Origin of the sequence: Aldersonia sp. NBC_00410 (genome assembly GCF_026342035.1) — a bacterium.
Lineage (GTDB): Bacteria > Actinomycetota > Actinomycetes > Mycobacteriales > Mycobacteriaceae > Aldersonia.
The window spans coordinates 563,784-582,849 of sequence record NZ_JAPENM010000003.1; the positions used below are offsets into that span (position 1 = coordinate 563,784).

Annotated in this window: 18 protein-coding genes; 8 read left to right on the forward strand and 10 right to left on the reverse strand. The window is 68.3% G+C overall.

Features of this window, described 5'->3' with window-relative positions; all coding sequences use genetic code 11:
• Nucleotides 1-31: 31 nt before the first annotated feature.
• Genes OG921_RS09650 through OG921_RS09660 form a run of 3 tightly spaced genes read right to left on the reverse strand, consistent with a single transcriptional unit; the run spans nucleotide 32 to nucleotide 2,771 of the window.
• A complete protein-coding gene (locus tag OG921_RS09650; protein WP_266112168.1) occupies nucleotides 32-994 on the reverse strand; it encodes an asparaginase in 963 nt (320 codons plus the stop codon).
• Nucleotides 991-1,638: an MOSC domain-containing protein gene (locus OG921_RS09655; RefSeq protein WP_266112169.1), complete on the reverse strand. Its 648-nt coding sequence runs from the start codon at nucleotides 1,636-1,638 to the stop codon at nucleotides 991-993. Before OG921_RS09655 ends, OG921_RS09650 begins: the two co-directional genes overlap by 4 nt.
• Nucleotides 1,635-2,771 (reverse strand): folate-binding protein YgfZ, encoded by a 1,137-nt coding sequence (locus OG921_RS09660; protein WP_266112170.1) that lies wholly within the window; start codon nucleotides 2,769-2,771, stop codon nucleotides 1,635-1,637. Before OG921_RS09660 ends, OG921_RS09655 begins: the two co-directional genes overlap by 4 nt.
• A gap of 33 nt (nucleotides 2,772-2,804) precedes the next feature.
• On the opposite strand from OG921_RS09660, the gene OG921_RS09665 reads away from it, so the two are divergent.
• The 5 genes from OG921_RS09665 (at nucleotide 2,805) to cydC (ending at nucleotide 9,700) form a co-directional block, all read left to right on the forward strand.
• A complete protein-coding gene (locus OG921_RS09665; RefSeq protein ID WP_266112171.1) occupies nucleotides 2,805-3,677 on the forward strand; it encodes an aminodeoxychorismate lyase in 873 nt (290 codons plus the stop codon).
• Nucleotides 3,678-3,741: 64 nt separating this feature from the next.
• Complete coding sequence (locus OG921_RS09670) at nucleotides 3,742-5,256, forward strand: cytochrome ubiquinol oxidase subunit I (RefSeq protein ID WP_266112172.1); 1,515 nt, start codon at nucleotides 3,742-3,744, stop codon at nucleotides 5,254-5,256.
• A gap of 13 nt (nucleotides 5,257-5,269) precedes the next feature.
• Complete coding sequence (cydB, locus tag OG921_RS09675; protein ID WP_266112173.1) at nucleotides 5,270-6,307, forward strand: cytochrome d ubiquinol oxidase subunit II; 1,038 nt, start codon at nucleotides 5,270-5,272, stop codon at nucleotides 6,305-6,307.
• Nucleotides 6,308-6,390: 83 nt separating this feature from the next.
• On the forward strand, nucleotides 6,391-8,019 hold the full coding sequence (gene cydD / locus OG921_RS09680; protein ID WP_266112174.1) for a thiol reductant ABC exporter subunit CydD: 1,629 nt from the start codon (nucleotides 6,391-6,393) through the stop codon (nucleotides 8,017-8,019).
• Nucleotides 8,009-9,700 (forward strand): thiol reductant ABC exporter subunit CydC, encoded by a 1,692-nt coding sequence (gene cydC, locus OG921_RS09685; protein WP_266112175.1) that lies wholly within the window; start codon nucleotides 8,009-8,011, stop codon nucleotides 9,698-9,700. Before cydD ends, cydC begins: the two co-directional genes overlap by 11 nt.
• A gap of 286 nt (nucleotides 9,701-9,986) precedes the next feature.
• Here cydC and rox read toward each other — a convergent pair whose 3' ends face one another.
• Together rox and OG921_RS09695 are read right to left on the reverse strand one after the other, a co-directional pair.
• Nucleotides 9,987-11,420, reverse strand: a complete 1,434-nt coding sequence (gene rox, locus OG921_RS09690; RefSeq protein WP_266112176.1) for a rifampin monooxygenase — start codon at nucleotides 11,418-11,420, stop codon at nucleotides 9,987-9,989.
• A gap of 85 nt (nucleotides 11,421-11,505) precedes the next feature.
• Nucleotides 11,506-12,171 carry an FABP family protein gene (locus OG921_RS09695; protein WP_266112177.1) on the reverse strand — a complete coding sequence of 222 codons (666 nt, stop codon included), beginning with the start codon at nucleotides 12,169-12,171 and terminating at the stop codon, nucleotides 11,506-11,508.
• Nucleotides 12,172-12,496: 325 nt separating this feature from the next.
• On the opposite strand from OG921_RS09695, the gene OG921_RS09700 reads away from it, so the two are divergent.
• Nucleotides 12,497-13,645, forward strand: coding sequence for a cutinase family protein (locus tag OG921_RS09700; RefSeq protein WP_266112178.1), 1,149 nt, complete (start codon nucleotides 12,497-12,499; stop codon nucleotides 13,643-13,645).
• A gap of 78 nt (nucleotides 13,646-13,723) precedes the next feature.
• Here OG921_RS09700 and OG921_RS09705 read toward each other — a convergent pair whose 3' ends face one another.
• The 5 genes from OG921_RS09705 to OG921_RS09725 form a co-directional block, all read right to left on the reverse strand.
• Nucleotides 13,724-14,029, reverse strand: coding sequence for a DUF1416 domain-containing protein (locus tag OG921_RS09705; RefSeq protein ID WP_266112179.1), 306 nt, complete (start codon nucleotides 14,027-14,029; stop codon nucleotides 13,724-13,726).
• 3 nt (nucleotides 14,030-14,032) lie between these two features.
• A complete protein-coding gene (locus OG921_RS09710) occupies nucleotides 14,033-14,866 on the reverse strand; it encodes a sulfurtransferase (RefSeq protein ID WP_266112180.1) in 834 nt (277 codons plus the stop codon).
• 48 nt (nucleotides 14,867-14,914) lie between these two features.
• Complete coding sequence (locus OG921_RS09715; RefSeq protein WP_266112181.1) at nucleotides 14,915-15,391, reverse strand: DUF4395 domain-containing protein; 477 nt, start codon at nucleotides 15,389-15,391, stop codon at nucleotides 14,915-14,917.
• A 311-nt stretch (nucleotides 15,392-15,702) separates the two neighbouring features.
• The gene (locus OG921_RS09720) at nucleotides 15,703-16,140 is read right to left on the reverse strand and encodes a thioredoxin family protein (RefSeq protein ID WP_266112182.1); all 438 of its coding nucleotides are present in this window, start codon (nucleotides 16,138-16,140) and stop codon (nucleotides 15,703-15,705) included.
• Nucleotides 16,137-16,919 carry an LmeA family phospholipid-binding protein gene (locus tag OG921_RS09725; RefSeq protein ID WP_266112183.1) on the reverse strand — a complete coding sequence of 261 codons (783 nt, stop codon included), beginning with the start codon at nucleotides 16,917-16,919 and terminating at the stop codon, nucleotides 16,137-16,139. Before OG921_RS09725 ends, OG921_RS09720 begins: the two co-directional genes overlap by 4 nt.
• A 218-nt stretch (nucleotides 16,920-17,137) precedes the next feature.
• Here OG921_RS09725 and OG921_RS09730 point away from each other — a divergent pair, with 218 nt between their 5' ends.
• Nucleotides 17,138-17,956, forward strand: coding sequence for a response regulator transcription factor (locus OG921_RS09730; RefSeq protein ID WP_266112184.1), 819 nt, complete (start codon nucleotides 17,138-17,140; stop codon nucleotides 17,954-17,956).
• Between the two features lie 2 nt (nucleotides 17,957-17,958).
• Complete coding sequence (mshD, locus tag OG921_RS09735; RefSeq protein WP_266112185.1) at nucleotides 17,959-18,900, forward strand: mycothiol synthase; 942 nt, start codon at nucleotides 17,959-17,961, stop codon at nucleotides 18,898-18,900.
• Nucleotides 18,901-19,066: the final 166 nt, after the last annotated feature.

Here is a 19,066-nt window from a genome sequence, read left to right on the forward strand (position 1 = left end):
TGCGGGGCCCGCGACGATCGGCAAAATTCGCTCAAGCGCCGTGGAACAACCCCGGAACTGCGCGGATGGTGCCGACCCGAGCGCCGCCACCGAGAACCGGAGCGGCGGCAAGGTCCGCGAGACCATCGGTCTGTTCGACGCCGAGCCGCTGCAGGCACGCCGCGGCCAGCGGAAGTCGGGCACGGCCTTGTCCGTCATCGATTTTCAGCGCAAACGCCCGGCCATCCGGCAGCGCACCCGCGTGCACGCCCTCCGCACCGGCCTTGCAGAACAGCCCGGGGACGGCGGCTTGCAACAGCAGATCCTCGCCGTCGGTGCCGGACACCAGATACGGTTCGGCGCGCACGGCGTCGCCCACGCGGCGTTCCGGCGAGCCCGGCTCGGATGTGACCAATTTCGCGAAGGTGCGGGCGAGATTCACCAGCGAGATCGGCACGATCGGGGTGCCGCAGCCGTCGATGCCGAGTTCCGTCTCGGGTTCACCGGACAGGTCGATCAACGTGTCGGTGACCGCACGTTGCAGTGGGTGCCCGGAGTCGACATAGCCGTCGAGCGGCCAGTCGTTGTGCCGGCAGGTCGCGAGCATGGCCGCGTGCTTGCCCGAACAGTTGTGGTGGACTCGTCGCGGACGCGCGCCGGACATGAGGACCTCGGCACGGGCGCGTTCGTCGGACGGCAACTCGGCGGGGCAGCGCAACAACTCCTCGCGGAGCCCGTGGCGGTCCAGCAGGCGACGCACCTGCGCCACGTGCCGCGGCTCGCCGTGGTGCGACGCGGACGCGATGGCGAGTTCGGCATCGTCGGCCGGCGCGAAACCGGCGCGCAGCAGCGCCACCGCCTGCATCGGCTTGTTCGTCGAGCGCGGATAGATCGGAGTGTGTACCTCGCCGAATTCGTCGAGCACCACACCGTCCGCGTCGAGGACGACCACCGAGCCCCGGTGGACGCACTCGCGGAAACCGGACCGCACCACCTCGACGAGGTCGACGCTCACGCGCGTGCCGCCCGCGCGAGCGCCTTCTCGATGCGGTACCGCGCACTGGCCGACAGGTTCGGCTCGTCGAGCAGCGCGGCGAGCCGATCGATGTCGTGCATCGTGAACAGGTCGCGCACGGTGATGCCGTGCTCGGGAACGTGCACCACCTCGACCGGGTCACCCGCGTCGATGGCGCCCTCCCGCAGCACGCGCAGGTAGGCGCCGACATCACCGCGTTGGGTGAACCGGCGGACCCAATGTGCTTCGCCGAGCCACTCCTGGAACTTCGCGCAGGGCACCCGTGGCGCGGTGACCGCGAGCAGCGTGTCGCCGATCTGCCACTGCTCGCCGACCACCGCGTCGGTCACCGGCATGCCCGAGATACGCAGGTTCTCCCCGAAGCTGCCTGGCGGGATCGCGCGGCCGAGTTCCTCGGCCCAGCGCGCGGCCTCGTGCTCGGCGTAGGCGTAGACGGCCTGGTCGACGCCGCCGTGGTTGACCGTGTCCACAACGTGGTCGCCCGCCGGGCCGAGGGCGGTGATGGCGACCGGACCGGCGACCGGTTGCTTGTCGATGGCGGTGCGCTGGTTCTTCAGCACCGGGTGTTCGGCGTGCACGACGCACACGGCGTCGACCCGCCCGGTCTCCTCCGGCGCGCTCATCTGCCGCGCAGCCGCTCGACCGCCAGCCTGCCGGCCTGCGGCGCGTCGTCCTCGGGAACGGAATCCGGGTCGATCGCCGCTGCGCTCGGACCTGCGACCAGCGCCGTCCCCGCCGGCACGTTGCGCTTGACCAGCGCGAGGGCGATCGGGCCGAGTTCGTAGTGATCGATCACCGTGCCGACACGGCCGACCGTGCGCCCGTCCAGCGTCACCGGGTCACCCGGCTCAGGACGACTGTCGGCGGACCCGTCGAGATGCAGCAGCACCTTTCGACGCGGCGATTTGCCCAGGTTGTGTACCCGGGCGACCGTCTCCTGGCCGCGGTAGCAGCCCTTGTCCAGATGCACCGCGCCGCCGACCTCCGGCCCACCGATCCAGCCGACCTCGTGCGGGATGGTGCGGTCGTCGGTGTCCACGCCCGTGCGCGGGCGCAGCGCCGCCACCCGCAACGCCTCGAACGCCCACAGCCCGGCGGGCGTGGCGCCGCGGTCGATCAGCTGCTGCCAGACCTCGGCCAGCCGATCGCGGGGCACGAGCAGGTCGAAGGCCGGAGTGGAGCCTGCGGAATGACTCGACGTGCCCGGGGAGCCGAGGGAAGGCATCCTGCGGATGAATCCACCCGATAATCCCGGCAGGGGCAGTGCCGCGTAGTCGTCCGCGGGGAGCTCGTCGACGACGCTGCCCGCCTCCGGCCCGAGCAGGCTCAGCACCGCGAGTTCGTTGCCGTCGCGCGGCTCCGCCTTGGCCCAGAACACCATCTTCTGTAGGAAACCGAGCAGGTCCGGCCCGGTCCCGGCCTCGGTGTCGATCCAGGTGGTGCCGTCCAGATCGGTGAGCACGAAGTGGTGCTCGACGCGGCCGTTGAGGTCCAGGCTCAGGTTCTCCGCCGAGCGGCGGTCGGCGAGTTCGGTGAGGTGCTGGCTGGAAATCGTGTGCAGCCAGCTGAGCCGCTCCGGGCCGCCGATGGCGATCACGAAGCGATGCGAGCGGTCCACGACGGCCACCCGCTGCACCGCGGTTCGCTGCTCGCGCAGGGGGTCGCCGTAGTGCCACGCGACCGGCCGATCGGGGGAATCGTCGGGTCCGGGCACTGCTCCCGGCGAAACGAGCAACGGGCTGGGGGGAAGATCCACGCTTCCACAATATCCGGGTCCTAGTCTGGTGACATGGCCGATCGTGTGCTGGTGAACCTCGAGGGAGAGATCCTCGACCCCGACGCTCCGCTGCTGACCGCCGATGACGTGGGCGCGGTCCGCGGCGACGGAGTCTTCGAGACGCTGCTGATTCGTGACGGTGTGCCGTGCAACGTCGCGCGGCATATGGAACGGCTGGTGAACTCGGCAAGGATGCTCGAGCTGCCCGAGCCGGACTGCGTGGTGTGGGCGCGCGCTGCGGAGATCGCTGCCGACGAGTGGGGTGATCGGTCCGAGGGCATGATGCGCTGGGTGCTCACCCGGGGCCGCGAATCCGGTGGTGACGCCACCGCATTCGTCACCGTCGCGCCGGTGCCCGAGCGGGTGGCCCGTGCCCGCGCGAAGGGTGCCGTCGTGATGACGTTGCAGCGCGGTCATTCCGTGGAGTTGGCTGGCAGCGCGCCGTGGCAGTTGCTCGGGGCGAAGACGCTCTCCTACGCCACGAATATGGCGGCATTGCGGTTCGCGCAGCGCAACAACGCCGACGACGTGATCTTCATCAGTAGCGAAGGCCGGGTCCTGGAGGGTCCGCGCTCCACGGTGGTGGTCGTCAAGGGTGACCGGCTGCGGACCCCGCCGTTGACCAGCGGGATTCTGCCGGGCACAACGCAGCAGGCGATGTTCGAGATCGCCGAGGAGCACGGCTTCACGCCGGAGGTGGTGCCGCTGTTCCCGGCGGACCTGATCACTGCCGACGGGGTATGGCTGGTGTCGAGCGTGGCGCTGGCCGTGCGGGTGCGCGAGTTGGACGGGCTGACGTTGCCCGAGCCCGATTGTGCGGCGCAGATCACCGAATTGGTGGAGAGTGCAATGGAGAACAAATCGGTGACGAACACTCGAAATTGAGCCGAGTGGGGTGTCTACTATCTGACGTAGTAGATATCCCGCTCACCGATCGGCAGGGAACGCCATGGACGCGTTGGACATCTCCCGGTGGCAGTTCGGCATCACCACCGTCTATCACTTCATCTTCGTCCCGCTGACCATCGGCCTTTCGCCCTTGGTCGCCATCATGCAGACCGCGTGGGTGGTGACCAAGAAAGACGCGTGGTATCGACTCACGAAGTTCTTCGGCAAACTGCTGCTGATCAACTTCGCCCTCGGCGTCGCCACCGGCATCGTGCAGGAATTCCAGTTCGGCATGAACTGGAGCGAGTATTCGCGGTTCGTCGGTGACGTGTTCGGCGCGCCGCTGGCGATGGAGGCGCTCGCCGCGTTCTTCCTGGAGTCGACGTTCCTCGGGCTGTGGATCTTCGGCTGGCACCGACTGCCCAAAGGCGTACACCTCGCGACGATCTGGATGGTCGCGATCGGCACCAATCTGTCCGCCTTCTTCATCATCGCGGCGAACTCGTTCATGCAGCACCCGGTCGGGGTGACTTTCAACGAAGAGCGTGGCCGCGCCGAGCTGACGAGCATCTGGAAACTGCTGACCAACAACACGGCCCTGGCGGCGTTTCCGCACGCACTCGCCGGCGCGTTCCTCACCGCGGGCACATTCGTCGCCGCGATCTCGGGCTGGTGGATGGTGCGGGAAGCGCGACGGGCCAAGTCTGCAGTCGGGGCGGCCACAGTGGTCGAGCCCACCGTCGACAACATGCCGGACAGCAACGCCGCCACCATGTTCCGGCCCGCGGCACGACTGGGATTTCTCGTCATCATTCTGGCCGGCATCGCGCTGGTCTGGACCGGCGACACGCAGGGCAAGCTGATGTTCCAGCAGCAACCGATGAAGATGGCCTCGGCGGAATCCCTCTGTCACACCGAGGTGGACCCCGACTTCTCGGTCCTCACCATCGGCACCCAGAACAACTGCGACAGCATTACGCAGGTCCTGCAGGTGCCGTACGTGCTGCCCTGGCTCGCCGAGGGGCAATTCACCGGTGTCACGCTGCAGGGCGTCGACGATCTGCAGGCGCAGTACGAGCAGCAGTTCGGTCCGGGCAACTACCGGCCCAACCTGTTCGTCACCTACTGGTCGTTCCGCGCGATGATCGGACTCGCCGCGGGCTCGGCCGCGATTGCCCTGATCGGGCTGTGGGTCACCCGGCGGGGCCGGATCCCGGACCAGAACTGGTTCAAGTGGGTCTGCCTGATCGCGCTGCCGACGCCGTTCCTGGCCAACAGCGCGGGCTGGATCTTCACCGAGATGGGCCGGCAACCCTGGGTGGTGGCGCCGAATCCCACCGGCGTCGAACAGGTTCGGCTGACCGTCGACATGGCGGTGTCGGACCACTCGGCGGCCCTGGTGTGGTTCTCGCTGATCACCTTCACCCTCGTCTACGCCGCGCTGTTCGTGGTGTGGTTCGCGCTGATGCGCCGATACGTGCGGGCCGGACCATTGCCGCACGACGCGCATCCCGACGACGAGCCACACGGCGAAATCCCGGGGGATCAGCCCCGCCAACTCTCGTTCGCGTACTGAAAGGGGTTGGGGTATGAGCCTTCCCGAGTTTTGGTTCGTGCTGATCGGGGTGCTGTTCACCGGCTACTTCGTGCTCGAGGGATTCGACTTCGGCGTCGGCATGCTGATGGGCATTCTCGGCCGCGGCGGCGACGAAGCCGCGGACACCCGACGGCGCGTGCTGCTCAACACGATCGGGCCCGTCTGGGACGGCAACGAGGTGTGGGTGCTCACCGCGGGCGGGGCGATGTTCGCCGCGTTCCCGGAGTGGTACGCAACGCTGTTCTCGGGCTTCTACATTCCGCTGCTCCTGATTCTGGTGGCGTTGATCGTGCGGGTGGTGGCAATCGAGTACCGCGGCAAGATCGATGATCCGCAGTGGCGTCGACGCTGGGACTACGCGATCATCTTCGGCTCGTTCATGCCCGCGCTGCTGTGGGGAGTCGCGTTCGCCAACATCGTGCGCGGCGTCGCGATCGACGAGAACAAACAGGTGACCTCGAGCCTGATCGATCTGCTCAACCCGTACGGACTGCTCGGGGGGCTCACGACGCTGTTCGTGTTCCTCCTGCACGGCACCGTATTCGCCGCGCTGAAGTCCGGCGGCGGGGTGCGCTCGGACGCGATCAAGCTGGCGCAGTGGCTCTCCATCCCGACCACCGTGATCGCCGGAATTTTCGTGCTGTGGACGCAATTCGAGTACGGCAAGGGCTGGACGTGGCTGATGGTGCTCATCGCGGCCGGGTGCCTGGTCGGCGTTGTCGCGCTCACTCGCGTAGTCCGGGAAGGCTTGGCGTTCGCGCTCACCAGCGTCGCCATTGCCGCCACTTCGGTGTTGTTGTTCGGGTCACTGTTCCCGAACGTGATGCCGTCGAGCACCGATCCTGCCTACAGCCTCACCATCGAGAACGCATCCTCGACGCACTACACGCTGGTCGTGATGAGCTGGGTGGCAGTGATCCTCGTCCCGCTGGTCCTGATCTACCAAGGCTGGACGTACTGGGTGTTCCGCCAGCGTATTTCGGCCGAGCAGATCCCACCGTCGATCGGGCTGCCGTTACAACGCAGGTGAGCAGCGGTCAGACCGACAATCGTGTTCGGCAACGCGCCCGTCGGGCGCCGGTCGACCCGCGACTGTGGCGCTACGCACCGTCCATGCAGTGGTATCTCGCGGTCACCGTGGCACTGTCGGTGGTGACGTGCATTGCGGTGATCGCCGCAGCTTTGCTGATCGCCGACATACTGGCCGGTGTGATCACCGACCCGGCCAAGCGCGAGATCGGTATATGGCGAACCGAACTCGTCATTCTCACGATCGCCGTGGCGGTGCGGGTGGTGGCGGCAGGCGCGCAGGCGCGGTTCGGTGATCGGGCCGCGGCACGCACGATCGCCGAGTTGCAGTCCCGCGTGCTCACCGCGGCGGCGCGGCGCAACCCGCGCGACGTCGACTCCGCCAAGGGTGATTGGGCGACTCTGCTGACGAAGGGACTCGCGGACCTGCTCCCCTACCTTGCGGGTTATCTTCCGGCGCTGATGCTTTCGGTGATCGTACCGCCGACGGTGTTGGTCGCCATCCTCACCCAGGATGTCGTCTCGGCCGCGATCGTCGCGGTCACGCTGCCGCTCATTCCGGTCTTCATGGTGCTGATCGGGTTGCTCACCCGCGGCAAGGCGGACGCCACCCTCGCGTCGATGAGCACCCTCACCGCGCAGCTGCTCGATCTGCTCACCGGCCTGCCGACCCTGCGTGCCCTCGGCCGTGAGCAGGGACCGCGCGAACGGGTCACCGAACTCGGTGACGCGCACCGGCGCACAGCGATGTCCGCGCTGCGCATCGCGTTCCTGTCCTCGATGGTGCTCGAACTGCTCGCGACGCTGTGCGTCGCGCTCGTCGCGGTCAGCATCGGCCTACGGCTGGTGTACGGGGAGATGGCGCTGCAGGCGGGGATCGCGGCGCTCATCCTGGCACCGGAGGTATATCAACCGTTGCGGGCGGTCGGGGAGCGGTTCCACGCCGCCGAGGATGGGATGGCCGCCGCTCGAGCGGCATTCGAGGTGCTCGACGAGCCGGAGCACGCCGCGAAGGCGCACGGTGGCGCGATCCCGGCACGGCTCGAGGGGCGAATCGAACTGCGCGGTATCGGTATCCGGTCGCGCGACGGTTGGGCACCCGAATCGTTGGATGCCGTGCTGGCACCGGGCCGAGTCACGGTGCTGACCGGTCCCAACGGTGCGGGCAAATCGACTGCGTTGCTGGCAATCCTGGGCCTGGTCGAGCCCGACACCGGCCGGGTGAGCGTGGATGGTACCGACCTTGCGGCCCTGGATGCGCAGTGGTGGTGCCGCCACGTTGCGTGGCTCCCGGCCCGGCCGGTGCTGCTCGCCGGGACGGTGCGCGAAAATGTGGAGTTGCTGGGCAGCCGCGACGGCGATCTGGAATCATGCTGTACGGCAACCGGTTTCGATGCAGTGCTGGCGGACCTGCCGCAGGGCTGGGCGACTCGGCTCGGTACCGGCGGGATCGGCCTTTCGCTCGGTCAGCGGCAGCGCCTCGCGTTGACCCGGGTGCTCGTCGCGAACAAACCGGTACTGCTGCTCGACGAGCCGACCGCGCACCTCGACGCGGTGAGTGCGGCGCGGGTGCTGGCCGCGTTGCAGGCGCGGGCGCACGCCGGCGCGACCGTCGTGCTCGTCGCGCACGACGAGCGCACGCTGACCGCAGCCGACGCCGTCATCGGGGTGCACGGCCGAGCCGCGGTGGGATGGCGCGCCGATGGCGAGTGATCTGCGCCGTGCGCTCGCGTTGCTCGAACTCGACCCGCGACGCATCGCGCTCGCCATCGCCGGCGGTGTCGCGGCACTTGGCAGCGCGCTTGCGCTCGCCGCGCTGGCCGCGTGGCTGATTGTCCGCGCCTGGCAGATGCCACCGGTGCTGGACCTGTCGGTGGCCGTCGTGTCGGTGCGTGCGCTCGGCATTTCGCGCGGCGTGTTCCGGTATCTGGAGCGGCTCGCCACCCACGATGCGGCGTTCCGTGGCACCACCGCGGCGCGAGCTCAGCTCTACCGAAGGCTCGCAGACGGTGACCCGGCGGCGGTGACCGGCGTTCGCCGCGGGGAGCTGCTCACTCGCGTCGGCGCGGACGTTGAAACGCTGGGCGAGGTGGTCGTGCGTGCCCTCGTGCCGATGGCTGTCGCCATCCTGCTCGGCATCGCCGCGGTCGGCCTGATCGCCACCATCTCGTTGCCCGCCGCTGCGGTGCTCGCCGCGGCGCTGGTCGTGGCCGGGATACTTGCGCCGAATCTCGGTGCGCGGGCCGCTCGTGCCGCGGAGCGGGCGAGCATGACGGCGACCGGTGAGTACGCCGGACATGCCGTCACCGCGCTCGATCATGCCGCCGAGCTTCGCGTCGCAGGTCGGCTCGACGGGGTGCTGGATGCGGCCGAGGGTGCGGCGACCACCGCAGCGCGTCAGTCCGACCGGGCCGCCGCAGGTGGGGCGTTCGCGGCCGCTGCCACACCGCTCGCGATGGGGGCGAGCGTGCTCGGCGCGCTGCTGATCGGGATCGTCGCCTACGGCCCGGACGGCGGCAGCCCAGGTGGAATGACGCCGATGGCGCTCGCGATCCTCGTCCTGCTGCCGCTGTCCGCGTTCGAAGCCGTCGGCGCGCTGCCCGCGGCCGCGGTCGCACTGTCCCGGGCGCGGGTTGCGGCCCGGCGGATCATGGCGCTGCTGGACCGGGCCGCGGCGGGAGTGCCCGTGGCGGCGGGCGCGCCGGTACCCGACGGCCCGCTGGTGGCGCGGCAATTGCGCTGCGGGTGGCCCGATTCGCGGCCCACCGACCCTGTCGATCTGACTGCCGAGCCCGGCGCGCGGATTGCCATCGTCGGGCGTAGCGGCGTCGGCAAGACCACGCTGCTGATGACGCTGGCCGGGCTCATCCCGCCGGTCACCGGTTCGGTGCACCTCGGTGGTGCCGCGGTCGCCGAACTCGATGCGCGCAAACTCCGCCGCGACGTGACGTTCTTCGCCGAGGACGGGCATCTGTTCGACACGTCCGTGCTGGAGAACCTGCGCGTCGCGCGCGGCGATCTGGACACCGCGGGCGCCGTCGCTGCGCTGCGTTCGGTCGGTCTCGGCGCCTGGCTGGACGGGCTCGACGATGGTGTCGAGACGGTGCTGCGCGGGGGCGAGCGGGCGGTGTCGTCGGGGCAACGCCGCCGGATTTTGCTTGCCCGCGCGCTCGTCTCGCCCGCGCGGGTGTTGTTGCTCGACGAGCCGACCGAGAACCTGGACGTGGATGCCGGGGCGCGGTTGCTGCACCAGCTGCTCGACCGCGCGTCGGGGCTCGTCACGCCCGAGCGCACGGTCATTGTGGTGGCACATCGCCTGCCCGAGCACACCCGCGCGGACCGGGTGATCGAACTCGTGCGCCTCGGTCGAGAAAATGCGTTGCCGAGGTCGTAATTGCGACGTATTTTCGTGATTACACGAGGAAGGAGGTGGTCTGAAGTTGGATAGCTATTGGACACGTGAGGTGGCTGCCCGCTAGCCGCATCTGCTGACGGAAGGATTCACTCACCGCGCGACGCGGCCGGCGAATCCCAGGCAGCTACCCGACCCCCGAGCCCCCGGTCGGTCCAGACCGGGACCTGATCCAGGATGGCCCGTCCGTGTAAAACAGGACGGCCCGTCCGCGTGATCCGGTACGGCTCGGGGGTCGTCCCATGTCGGTGGCGGATCCTTGGCGCAGTCAGCCGGTGCCAGCGCCGAACCAGGTGGGCAGGTGGTCGACCAGATCCTGCTGGTCAGCGCCGACCCACGCCACGTGACCGTCCGGCCGAAGCAATACCGCCGGCGCATCGAGTTCCTCGCTCGAATCGACGACATGGTCGACCCGGTCGGCCCAGCCGGCCACCGAAAGCCGCCCGGTCCGGTCGAGCAGCAGCCCGCGACCGCCGCGCATCAGCTCGTACAGGCGCCCGTGCTCGTTCAGCTTCACGTCCCGAAGCCGCCGGCCGACAAGCTCGTCCCCAGCGCCGAAGTCGTACCGGATCCCGATCGCGATGATCTTCTCGGTCAGGTACCGGCTGACGTCCTCGAAATCCATCAGCTCCGACAGCAGCCGGCGTACGGCCTGGGCGCCCGGATCGAGCGACATCAGCTGCATCTGCGCGCGGGTGTTGTCCAGCACATCGGCAGCCACGGGTCGGCGTTCTGTGGCGTAGCTGTCCAGCAAGCCGTCCGGCGCCCAGCCGTTGATCGCGGCGGCCAACTTCCAGCCGAGATTGAACGCGTCCTGGATGCCGAGGTTGAGTCCCTGCCCACCGGTCGGCGGATGGATGTGCGCAGCGTCGCCGGCCAGCAGCACCCGGCCGACCCGGTACTGCTCGGCCAGCCGGGTGGCGTCCCCGAAGCGGGACAGCCAGCGCGGCGAGTGCACGCCGAAGTCGGTGCCGCTGATCGCCACCAACTGCTCCTTGAACTCGTCGAGCGTCGGCGCGACCGTACGGTCGCCGGACACCCCCGCAGCCGGCACGACGACGCGGAACACGCCGTCGCCGAACGGCATGGCACCGAACCGCCGCTCGCCGGTCTTGTTGACTTCGGCGGTGACGGCACTCAGCTGCTCCGGCGACGCGGTCAGTTCCATCTCGCCGATCAGCGTCTCGACCCGGCTCGGCTCGCCCGGGAATCCGACACCGAGCAACTTGCGCACCGTGCTCCGGCCGCCGTCGCAGCCGACGAGGTAGCGCGAGCGCAACTGTTCGCCGTTCCCCACCTCCACGGTCACCCCGTCGTCGTCCTGGCGCAGCCCGACCAGTTCGCCTCCGCGCCTGATCTCGACGCCGACCTCGACGGCATGCTCAGCCAACAGGCGGTCGGTGATCGTCTGTCGGATGCCGAGCACGTACGCGTGTGCGGTGTCGAGATGCTTGGGCGGCGGCTTGGGAATCGCGGCGAAGAACCCACCGACCGGGTACTGGGTCCCGAGCGCGAGGAAGCGCTCCAGCAGACCACGCTGGTCCATCACCTCGATGCTGCGCGCGTGCAGTCCCAGCGAGCGGACCACCGGGGTCGGCTCCGTCGCCTTCTCCAGCACGACGGCCTGCACGCCCTGCAGCCGCAACTCGGCACCCAGCATCAAGCCGGTCGGACCCGCACCGGCAATGATCACGTCAATCATCAAGACCCCTCACGCCGACTGCATAGTTGTTCCCACGGAAAGTGCCCCGCCGGCCGGAAGAACTATGCGATCGCGCGCCGGAGGGTCAGCCGATGTAGCGCTGCAGCCGCGCGGACAGCCGCGGCTCGAGTGGGCCATCCGCGACGACACGCTCCTCGACGTAGGCCAGATCGCCGCCCTCGACGATGCCGTAGAGCCGCTTCGCGCCACCGACCACCGCGGCGGACTGGCTGCGGATCACCACGTCGGTGGCCAGTTCCCAGGAGGACTGAGTGAGCGCGCGACCGTAGAACAGCTCCACCACACCGGAACTGTGCGTCAGCAGCAGTTCGAGAATTTCGGCGTTCTCGGGGCCGGTCGAGACCCGCCAGAAACCGTTCTCGCGCAGGTCGGGACCGAGGTAGTCGCCGTCGCCGTCGAGCACCCAGGAGCGTGACTCCCAGGTCAGGTAGCTGCCGCCGTCGTGCGCGACGATGATCTGCTGGCCGAAGCGGTAATCCCCGGTGCCGGGGTTGTTGCCCTCGCCCTCGCCGCGCCAGACGCCGACCATCGGCAGCAACGCCAGCAGTCCGGGGTGCAGGTCCGGTCCGAGCCGCAGGTTCGCGGTGTCCTCGGGTAGCGGGAGGTCGGGCAGCACCGGCAGGTTACGACCACCGGTCGCCTTCGCCCGCTCGGCGGCGCCCGCGACGGGGTCGCTGGTGGAACCCGCGACCGTGACGTCGTCCGGAGCCGGTGCCGATTCCTCGGTCACGACTCGTCGGTGACCAGTCGGTATACGACGTAGACGGCGAACCACAGGATCAACAAGGAAACGAGACCGAGCAGCACCTCGAAAAATATGACCACGCGGAGATTCTAGCCGCGCCCCGGAAGCGATTCTCGCGCAGTGGCCCGGATCGGGTGAGAGTGCCCGCGGCGATTACTTGCAAGTAATGTGCGCCATAGTGACTAGCCGGTGTGTCAGAAGTTACGATCCTCCGAATCGCTAAGTTACCCGGGAGGCAACTTTGGCGCTCACGGCCCTTCGAGCCGCTGGATGCGCAGCAGTGTCAGTGCTGGCAGCAACCCTTTTCGCGGTGCCCGCCGCAGCCCAACCGCATCCGGACAACTACGCGAACGACTGTCCCGAGGTGATGATCATCGCGGTGTCCGGCGCAACGGACTCCACTGTCGATCGCGACCCGATGGCGGAGGAGCAGCGCCGGGCATGGTCCAACTGGGTGGGCAATATCACCGACCCGGCGGGCGAGCGCTTCGCCGCTGAGCCCGACACGATCGGGTGGCTCTACGTCCCGTACCCGTCGACCTACGGACTGAGCCTGAACGAAGTCCCGACATACCAGGAGTCGACAGCGCTCGGCGTGGCCAAGACCCACCAACTACTCGGGCAGACGAAACGCAAATGCGGGTCTGCCACGTCGTTCGTGCTGCTCGGCTACAGCGTCGGTGCCGAGGTGATGGAACGCGTCTCCCGCGAGATCGGTACGCGCGCCGAGGCCGCGACGGTGAGCCCGGACGACGTCCTCGGTGTGGTGCTCGTCGGCGATCCGTACCGGCCGGCCGGGACGCCCTCCTACGACGGGAAGGTGCCACCCGGCGGCGGGTTCATGTCGTCGGAACGGGCCGACTACGGCGAATTGACCGACAAGATCGTGTCCGCATGCCGACGTTGGGACATCGCGTGCGATGCCCCGCAACGGATCGCTGTTCTCGACCTGCTACTCAACGTGCTCGGTCAGATCCATTTCACCGTGCTCGACCCGCTGCAGACGTTCACCGACACCGATGCTGTGCTCGGCGGCATCGTCGGCCGGACGCTGGAACACATCGTGCGCGACCCGCAACGGTGGGCGAACTCGGAGGAGACGTTGCTCGACATCGCGCGGCGCGAGGCGGACCGCACCGAGCAGGTGCTCGATCCCGATGCGCCCGACCCGCGGGCCACGCCGGCGCAGCTCGCCGGGCTCTACGACTGGGCCACCGGGAAGGGCGCGCCAATCGTGCGGCAAAAGCTCCTCGCCGAGGGCGCCGGATTCGTCGATGACAACGCGGACTTCTTCGAGCTGCTCATCCAGCCCTACATCTTCCTCGGCTTCGCGCAGCACATGTTGTATTGGTTCGCCGTCGGCTCGAACGCGAGCGATGCCGACAACATTGTCAACTGGCTGGCCGACCTCGCGATCTCGTCGAAGACTGCCGACGAACCGGTACCCGCCCACCCCTGAGCGGAGTAACGCAGAACGGGCGGCTGCACAGAAGCGAAGTGCTTCTGCTCAGCCGCCCGTTCGCGGTACTGCGAAAGATCAGACGCCGACGGTCACGTCGATGTTGTGAATGCCGTTCGCGTCCGGCCGGATCTCGGCGGTGCCGTTGCCCGAGGAGGACAGGGCCCGCACGGTCCAATCGCCCGGAGCGGCGAAGAAGCGGAAATCACCGGTACCCGAGGCGACTACCTCGGCGGTGAACTCGCCGCTGCCGTCCAGGAGGCGTACGAACGCGCCGCCCACCGGCTGTCCGTCACCGGCCAGCACGCGGCCGGTGATGACAGTTTCCTTCTCGACGTCGACGCCGGCCGGAATGGCCTGGCCCTGCGTGGGTGCTGCGCACATTTCTTATTCTCCCAGTTCGATCGGTACACCGACGAGCGAGCCGTATTCGGTCCAGCTGCCGTCGTAGTTCTTGACATTCTTGTGGCCGAGCAGTTCCTGCAGCACGAACCAGGTGTGCGAGGAACGCTCGCCGATCCGGCAGTAGGCGATGGTGTCCTTGCTGCCATCGAGCCCCGCCTCGGCGTAGATCTTCGCCAAGTCGTCGTCCGACTTGAACGTGCCGTCCTCGTTCGCGGCCTTGCTCCACGGCACGTTGAGGGCGCCCGGGATGTGGCCGGGACGCTGGCTCTGCTCCTGCGGCAGGTGGGCCGGAGCGAGAATCTTGCCACTGAACTCATCGGGCGAACGCACGTCGACGAGGTTCTTGTTGCCGATGGCGTCGACCGCCTCGTCGCGGAAGGCGCGGATCGAGAGGTCGGGCTCGGACGCCTTGTACTGCGTGGTCGGGCGGCTGACAGTGTCGCGCGACAGCGGGCGGCCGTCGAGCTCCCACTTCTTGCGGCCGCCGTCGAGCAGCTTCACATCGGTGTGGCCGTAGAGCTTGAAGTACCAGTACGCGTACGCGGCGAACCAGTTGTTGTTGCCGCCGTAGAGGACGACGGTGTCGTCGTTCGCGATGCCGCGCGAGGACAGCAGGTCGGAGAACTGCTCACGGTCGACGAAGTCGCGGCGAACCTGGTCCTGCAGGTCCTTCTTCCAATCGAGCTTGATGGCGCCCTCGATGTGGCCGCCGTCGTAGGCCGAAGTGTCCTCGTCGACCTCGACGAAAACTGTCTTCGGCGCGGTCAGGTTCTGCTCGGCCCAGTCTGCGGAGACCAGGACGTCGGAGCGAGCCATTGGTGTTCCTTTCGTGTTTTCCTGCGGTATAGCGGGTTTGTCGAGTTATTACGCGGTTGCGGGGGTCCGGAACCGCGCGACGAGCGGGTAGATCTGGCAGCCGAGGCAGATGCCGAACGCGGCATTGAGGAACGCGGCGAACAACGCGAACCCGGCGAAAATCACGCCGACGGTCGGCGCCCCGGCGAGGAAAGCGATCAGGCCGGCGGCGGCGAAGCCGAAGCCGACGAGCTGGGCAAATTTCAGTGGCGCGATCGGCTCGCGCTCGGTCGCGGGGCCGATCCGCGGTGCGACGACCGTCGCGAAGATCCGGCCGTACGGGCTGCGGCGCGGGCCGAGGAAGGCGCCGAGGGCGAACACCACGGTCTGGATCGCGAGCAAGATCACGGCGACGGGCGGCGCGAAAGCTGCGGTCACCAGCACGGCGACGAGCACGGCGGTGGTGAGCCAGGCCGCGAACCGTGGACCGCGGACATCGACCTGTTCGGTCGACACGGTGGTGTCGGTGTTTGAGGTGACGGACACGTGGATGCTCCTGCGCGGATGGGCTATGGGCCGGGGACTGCGTCGGAAGGACGCGCATCGAATCGCCGACGCATTCGTGAACTTCGGAATCAGCGAGCGCGATCCGAATCGAACGCCGAGGCGATCAGCGGCAGAGGCAACAACAACCACCGAGCCGGCACAGATCCACTGTGCGGCGTCGGGTGAGCATGAGCTCGATGGGTTGCACGTCGGGCAGTCTACCGAAAAATGCGGCGAAGATAACTATCGGTGTTGTTTGCCCAGCTCAGAGCTGTAACTCGGTAACGCCGACAGGCTTTTGGGTGGTCGATTCAGACGGTCAGCGGGGCCAATGCGGAGCGCAGGTCGTTCGCGGCCGGGACACCCGAGATGCGGAACCGCTCGGTGAGGTCCGCGTCGAAGATGAAGGTGGTCGGCAGCGACAGCACGCCGAGTTCCTTGGCGATCACCGGGTGGCGGTCGATATCGAGTTCGACCTCGACGGGCGGGGACGCCGAAGTCGACAGGTCCGCGATCGCGCTACCGACGACCCGGCGCACCGCGGCGCACGGCCCGCACCAGTCGGCGGAGAAGTGCAGCACGGTCGGGACGCCGGGAGCGACGCCGACCTCCGTAAGCAGTTCGGCACGGCGCGCGGGCGCCGCACCGTCCGGCCGCACATCGCGGACCTTCCCGGCGCGAGCGCGCACGAACAGTCCGACGGCGAGCGCCGCGACGAGTACGACGAGGAGAATGATCAGTTCGGTCATGGCTTCTGCAATTGGTCCAAATCGATGGTGATGTGTTCGCCGGTGCCTTCGATGACGATCTGCGAGCCCTCGGCGGCGACCCTGGTCGGCACGACACCGAACGGCAGCTGCCTGGTGTCCAGTATCCGGCTGAATTGTTGCAGCACCGCCGGGCGGGCCACTTCGAGGCCGAGCCGGTCGGATCGATCGTCGTCGGGCCCGTAGTAATAGTCGCCGGCCACCAACCGAACCTGGTTGCCATCGATGACCAGGTCGGCGCGCACGCTGATCCGGGTCGGCACGCCGTTCACCGGCACCGTCCCGGTCAATACGGTCGCACCGTTGGTGGTCCGACCCGAGCCTCCCGACCCGCCGGTGCCGTCCGACTTATCCGCCGGTGGTGCGGAGATTTGCAGGTCGGGGATGCCGAGGAGCTGCCCCAGTTCGGTGGCCTCGATCCGGATCCGGCCGGACAGGCGCTCTACCGGGACCGCGCGGACGTCCCCGTCGATGAGGCTGCGCGGCGGAATCGAGACACCCTCCAGCGATGCCTCGACGACGGTCTCGCCGGTGGCGTCCGGCCTGCGCCCCTGCGCGCGGATCTCCACGTCGCGATAGTCACCCCGGGCGGCCTGGGTGAGAAACGGGAAACCGTGGAAGATCACCGACGGGTCGGCGGACAGGTCTGCGCCGATCCGCAGCGCACGCGATACTCGGTATTCGGCGTACGCCGCGGCGCCGAAATCGACGATCACCGCCACGCCGGCGAGGCATAAGAGGGCGATGACGAGTCTGCGCACGCCGTCCATTCTTACCGGGTCGCCCCGTGACCCGGTGTATCCGATCTATGTGACGACACCCATCCGATCAGCGTGTGACGGCGGGTAGCACGCTAATCTGTGGGCGTAAGTACGTGTTACCTGTCCGCCGTCGCACGGTAACGACGATGTGAGGCGTGCGAAAGCGCGTGGCGCCTCGCACCACCAGATGCGCCGTACCTGGCGAGATGGGAGAGGCCATGGAGCTGCTCCTGCTGACTTCGGACCCGAATCCTGATTCTGTACTGCCCTCCCTAACCCTGCTGGCGCACAACGTTCGTCCGGCACCGAGCGAGGTCTCGTCCCTGCTCGAGGCCGGTGCCGCGGACGTGGCGTTGGTGGATGCCCGCACCGACCTTGCCGCCGCGCGTGGCCTGTGTCGTCTGCTCGGGAGTACCGGTTCGGCTGTGCCAGTGGTGGCGGTGCTGACCGAAGGTGGCTTGGTCGCAGTGAATGCGGACTGGGGTGTCGACGACATCCTGCTGCCCGGCACCGGACCTGCCGAGATCGATGCGCGGTTGCGGCTGCTGGTGGCCCGCAGCGGCGGCATGGCGGCCGCGGAGAACACCGGCAAGATCACCCTCGGCGAGCTGGTCATCGACGAGGGCACCTACACCGCGCGGTTGCGCGGCAAGCCGCTCGACCTCACCTACAAGGAATTCGAGCTGCTGAAATACCTCGCCCAGCACGCAGGCCGGGTGTTCACCCGAGCGCAGCTGCTGCAGGAGGTGTGGGGCTACGACTTCTTCGGCGGCACCCGCACGGTGGACGTGCACGTACGGCGGTTGCGCGCCAAGCTCGGCACGGAGTACGAGTCACTGATCGGCACGGTCCGCAACGTGGGCTACAAGGCCGTGCGGCCGAGCCGCAGCGCCAAGGTCGACGCGCCCGCCCCCGTTTTCGAGGGCGAGGACGCCGACGGGGTGGATTCGCTGGACGGCGGCTCGGCCGGCGCGGCGCACCTGAACACGGACGACGACGGCGTCGAACTGTCCCATGCGAACGGGACGGCCGGCTGAGCGTGGATTGGTTCGAAGCGCTGTCCACTGCCGACGCCGCGGACATCACCGGTCTGATCGAGAACGCGACGGCAATCGACGGTGTCGCGCCGGTATCCGAGGCCGTCGTGCTTTCGCTCACCGGCGGGTCCGGCTCCCGGCATTTGGTGCACCTGGTCGATGACCGTGTCGCCGGGTACGCGAATTTTGTTCCAGGTCACGGCGAGCATCCGGCGATGATCGAGGCCGCCGTGCATCCGGACCTGCGCGGACGCGGCATCGGAACCGAACTCGTCGCAGCGGCACTGGATGCGGGTGATGAAGCGGGAGTCCGTGTCTGGGCTCATGGCGACCTGCCCCCGGCCCGCCGGGTGGCCGCCAAGCTCGGCCTCGCGCCCGTCCGTGAGCTGCTACAACTGCGCCGCACCGAATCCGCCGGCGAACTGCCCGAACTCGTCATCCCCGAGGGTGTGCGGCTGCGCACCTACGCCGGACCGGCCGACGATGCCGAGTTGCTGCGGGTCAACAATGCCGCTTTCGACTGGCATCCCGAACAGGGCGGCTGGACCGAGGCGGACGTGGCCGCGCGCCGGGCCGAGTCCTGGTTCGACCCGCTCGGCCTGTTCATCGCCGAGGACCCCGCTGCCGAGCAGGGCACGCCCGGTTCGATGCTCGGTTTTCACTGGACAAAGGTGCACACCGGTGCGGAGCCGCTCGGCGAGGTGTACGTGGTCGGCATCGACCCGGCCGCTCAGGGCAGGGGGCTCGGCCGCCTGCTCACGCTCGCCGGCCTGCACCATCTTCGGGTGCGTGGGCTCACGACGGTGCTGCTCTACACCGAAGGCGACAACCTCGCCGCGCTGCACACCTACGACCGGCTCGGGTTCGTCCGCCACGCCGTCGACATGGCATACGCCGCGCCGAGCGATGCGGTTATAAACGCTGCGGCGGACCGCCCAGTCTGATTGGACAGACCGGCCAGGTTTGTTCATTTCGCGTTCACCACTAAGGGGCTATTCGTCCACCGAGCCCCCATACCTTGACCTGGGCGGCGACGCCGCCCGGTATTCGGTCGTGGGTCGAATATCCGGGGCTCGACAATTTGCCAGGCGAGCCAACGAGTAAGAGACA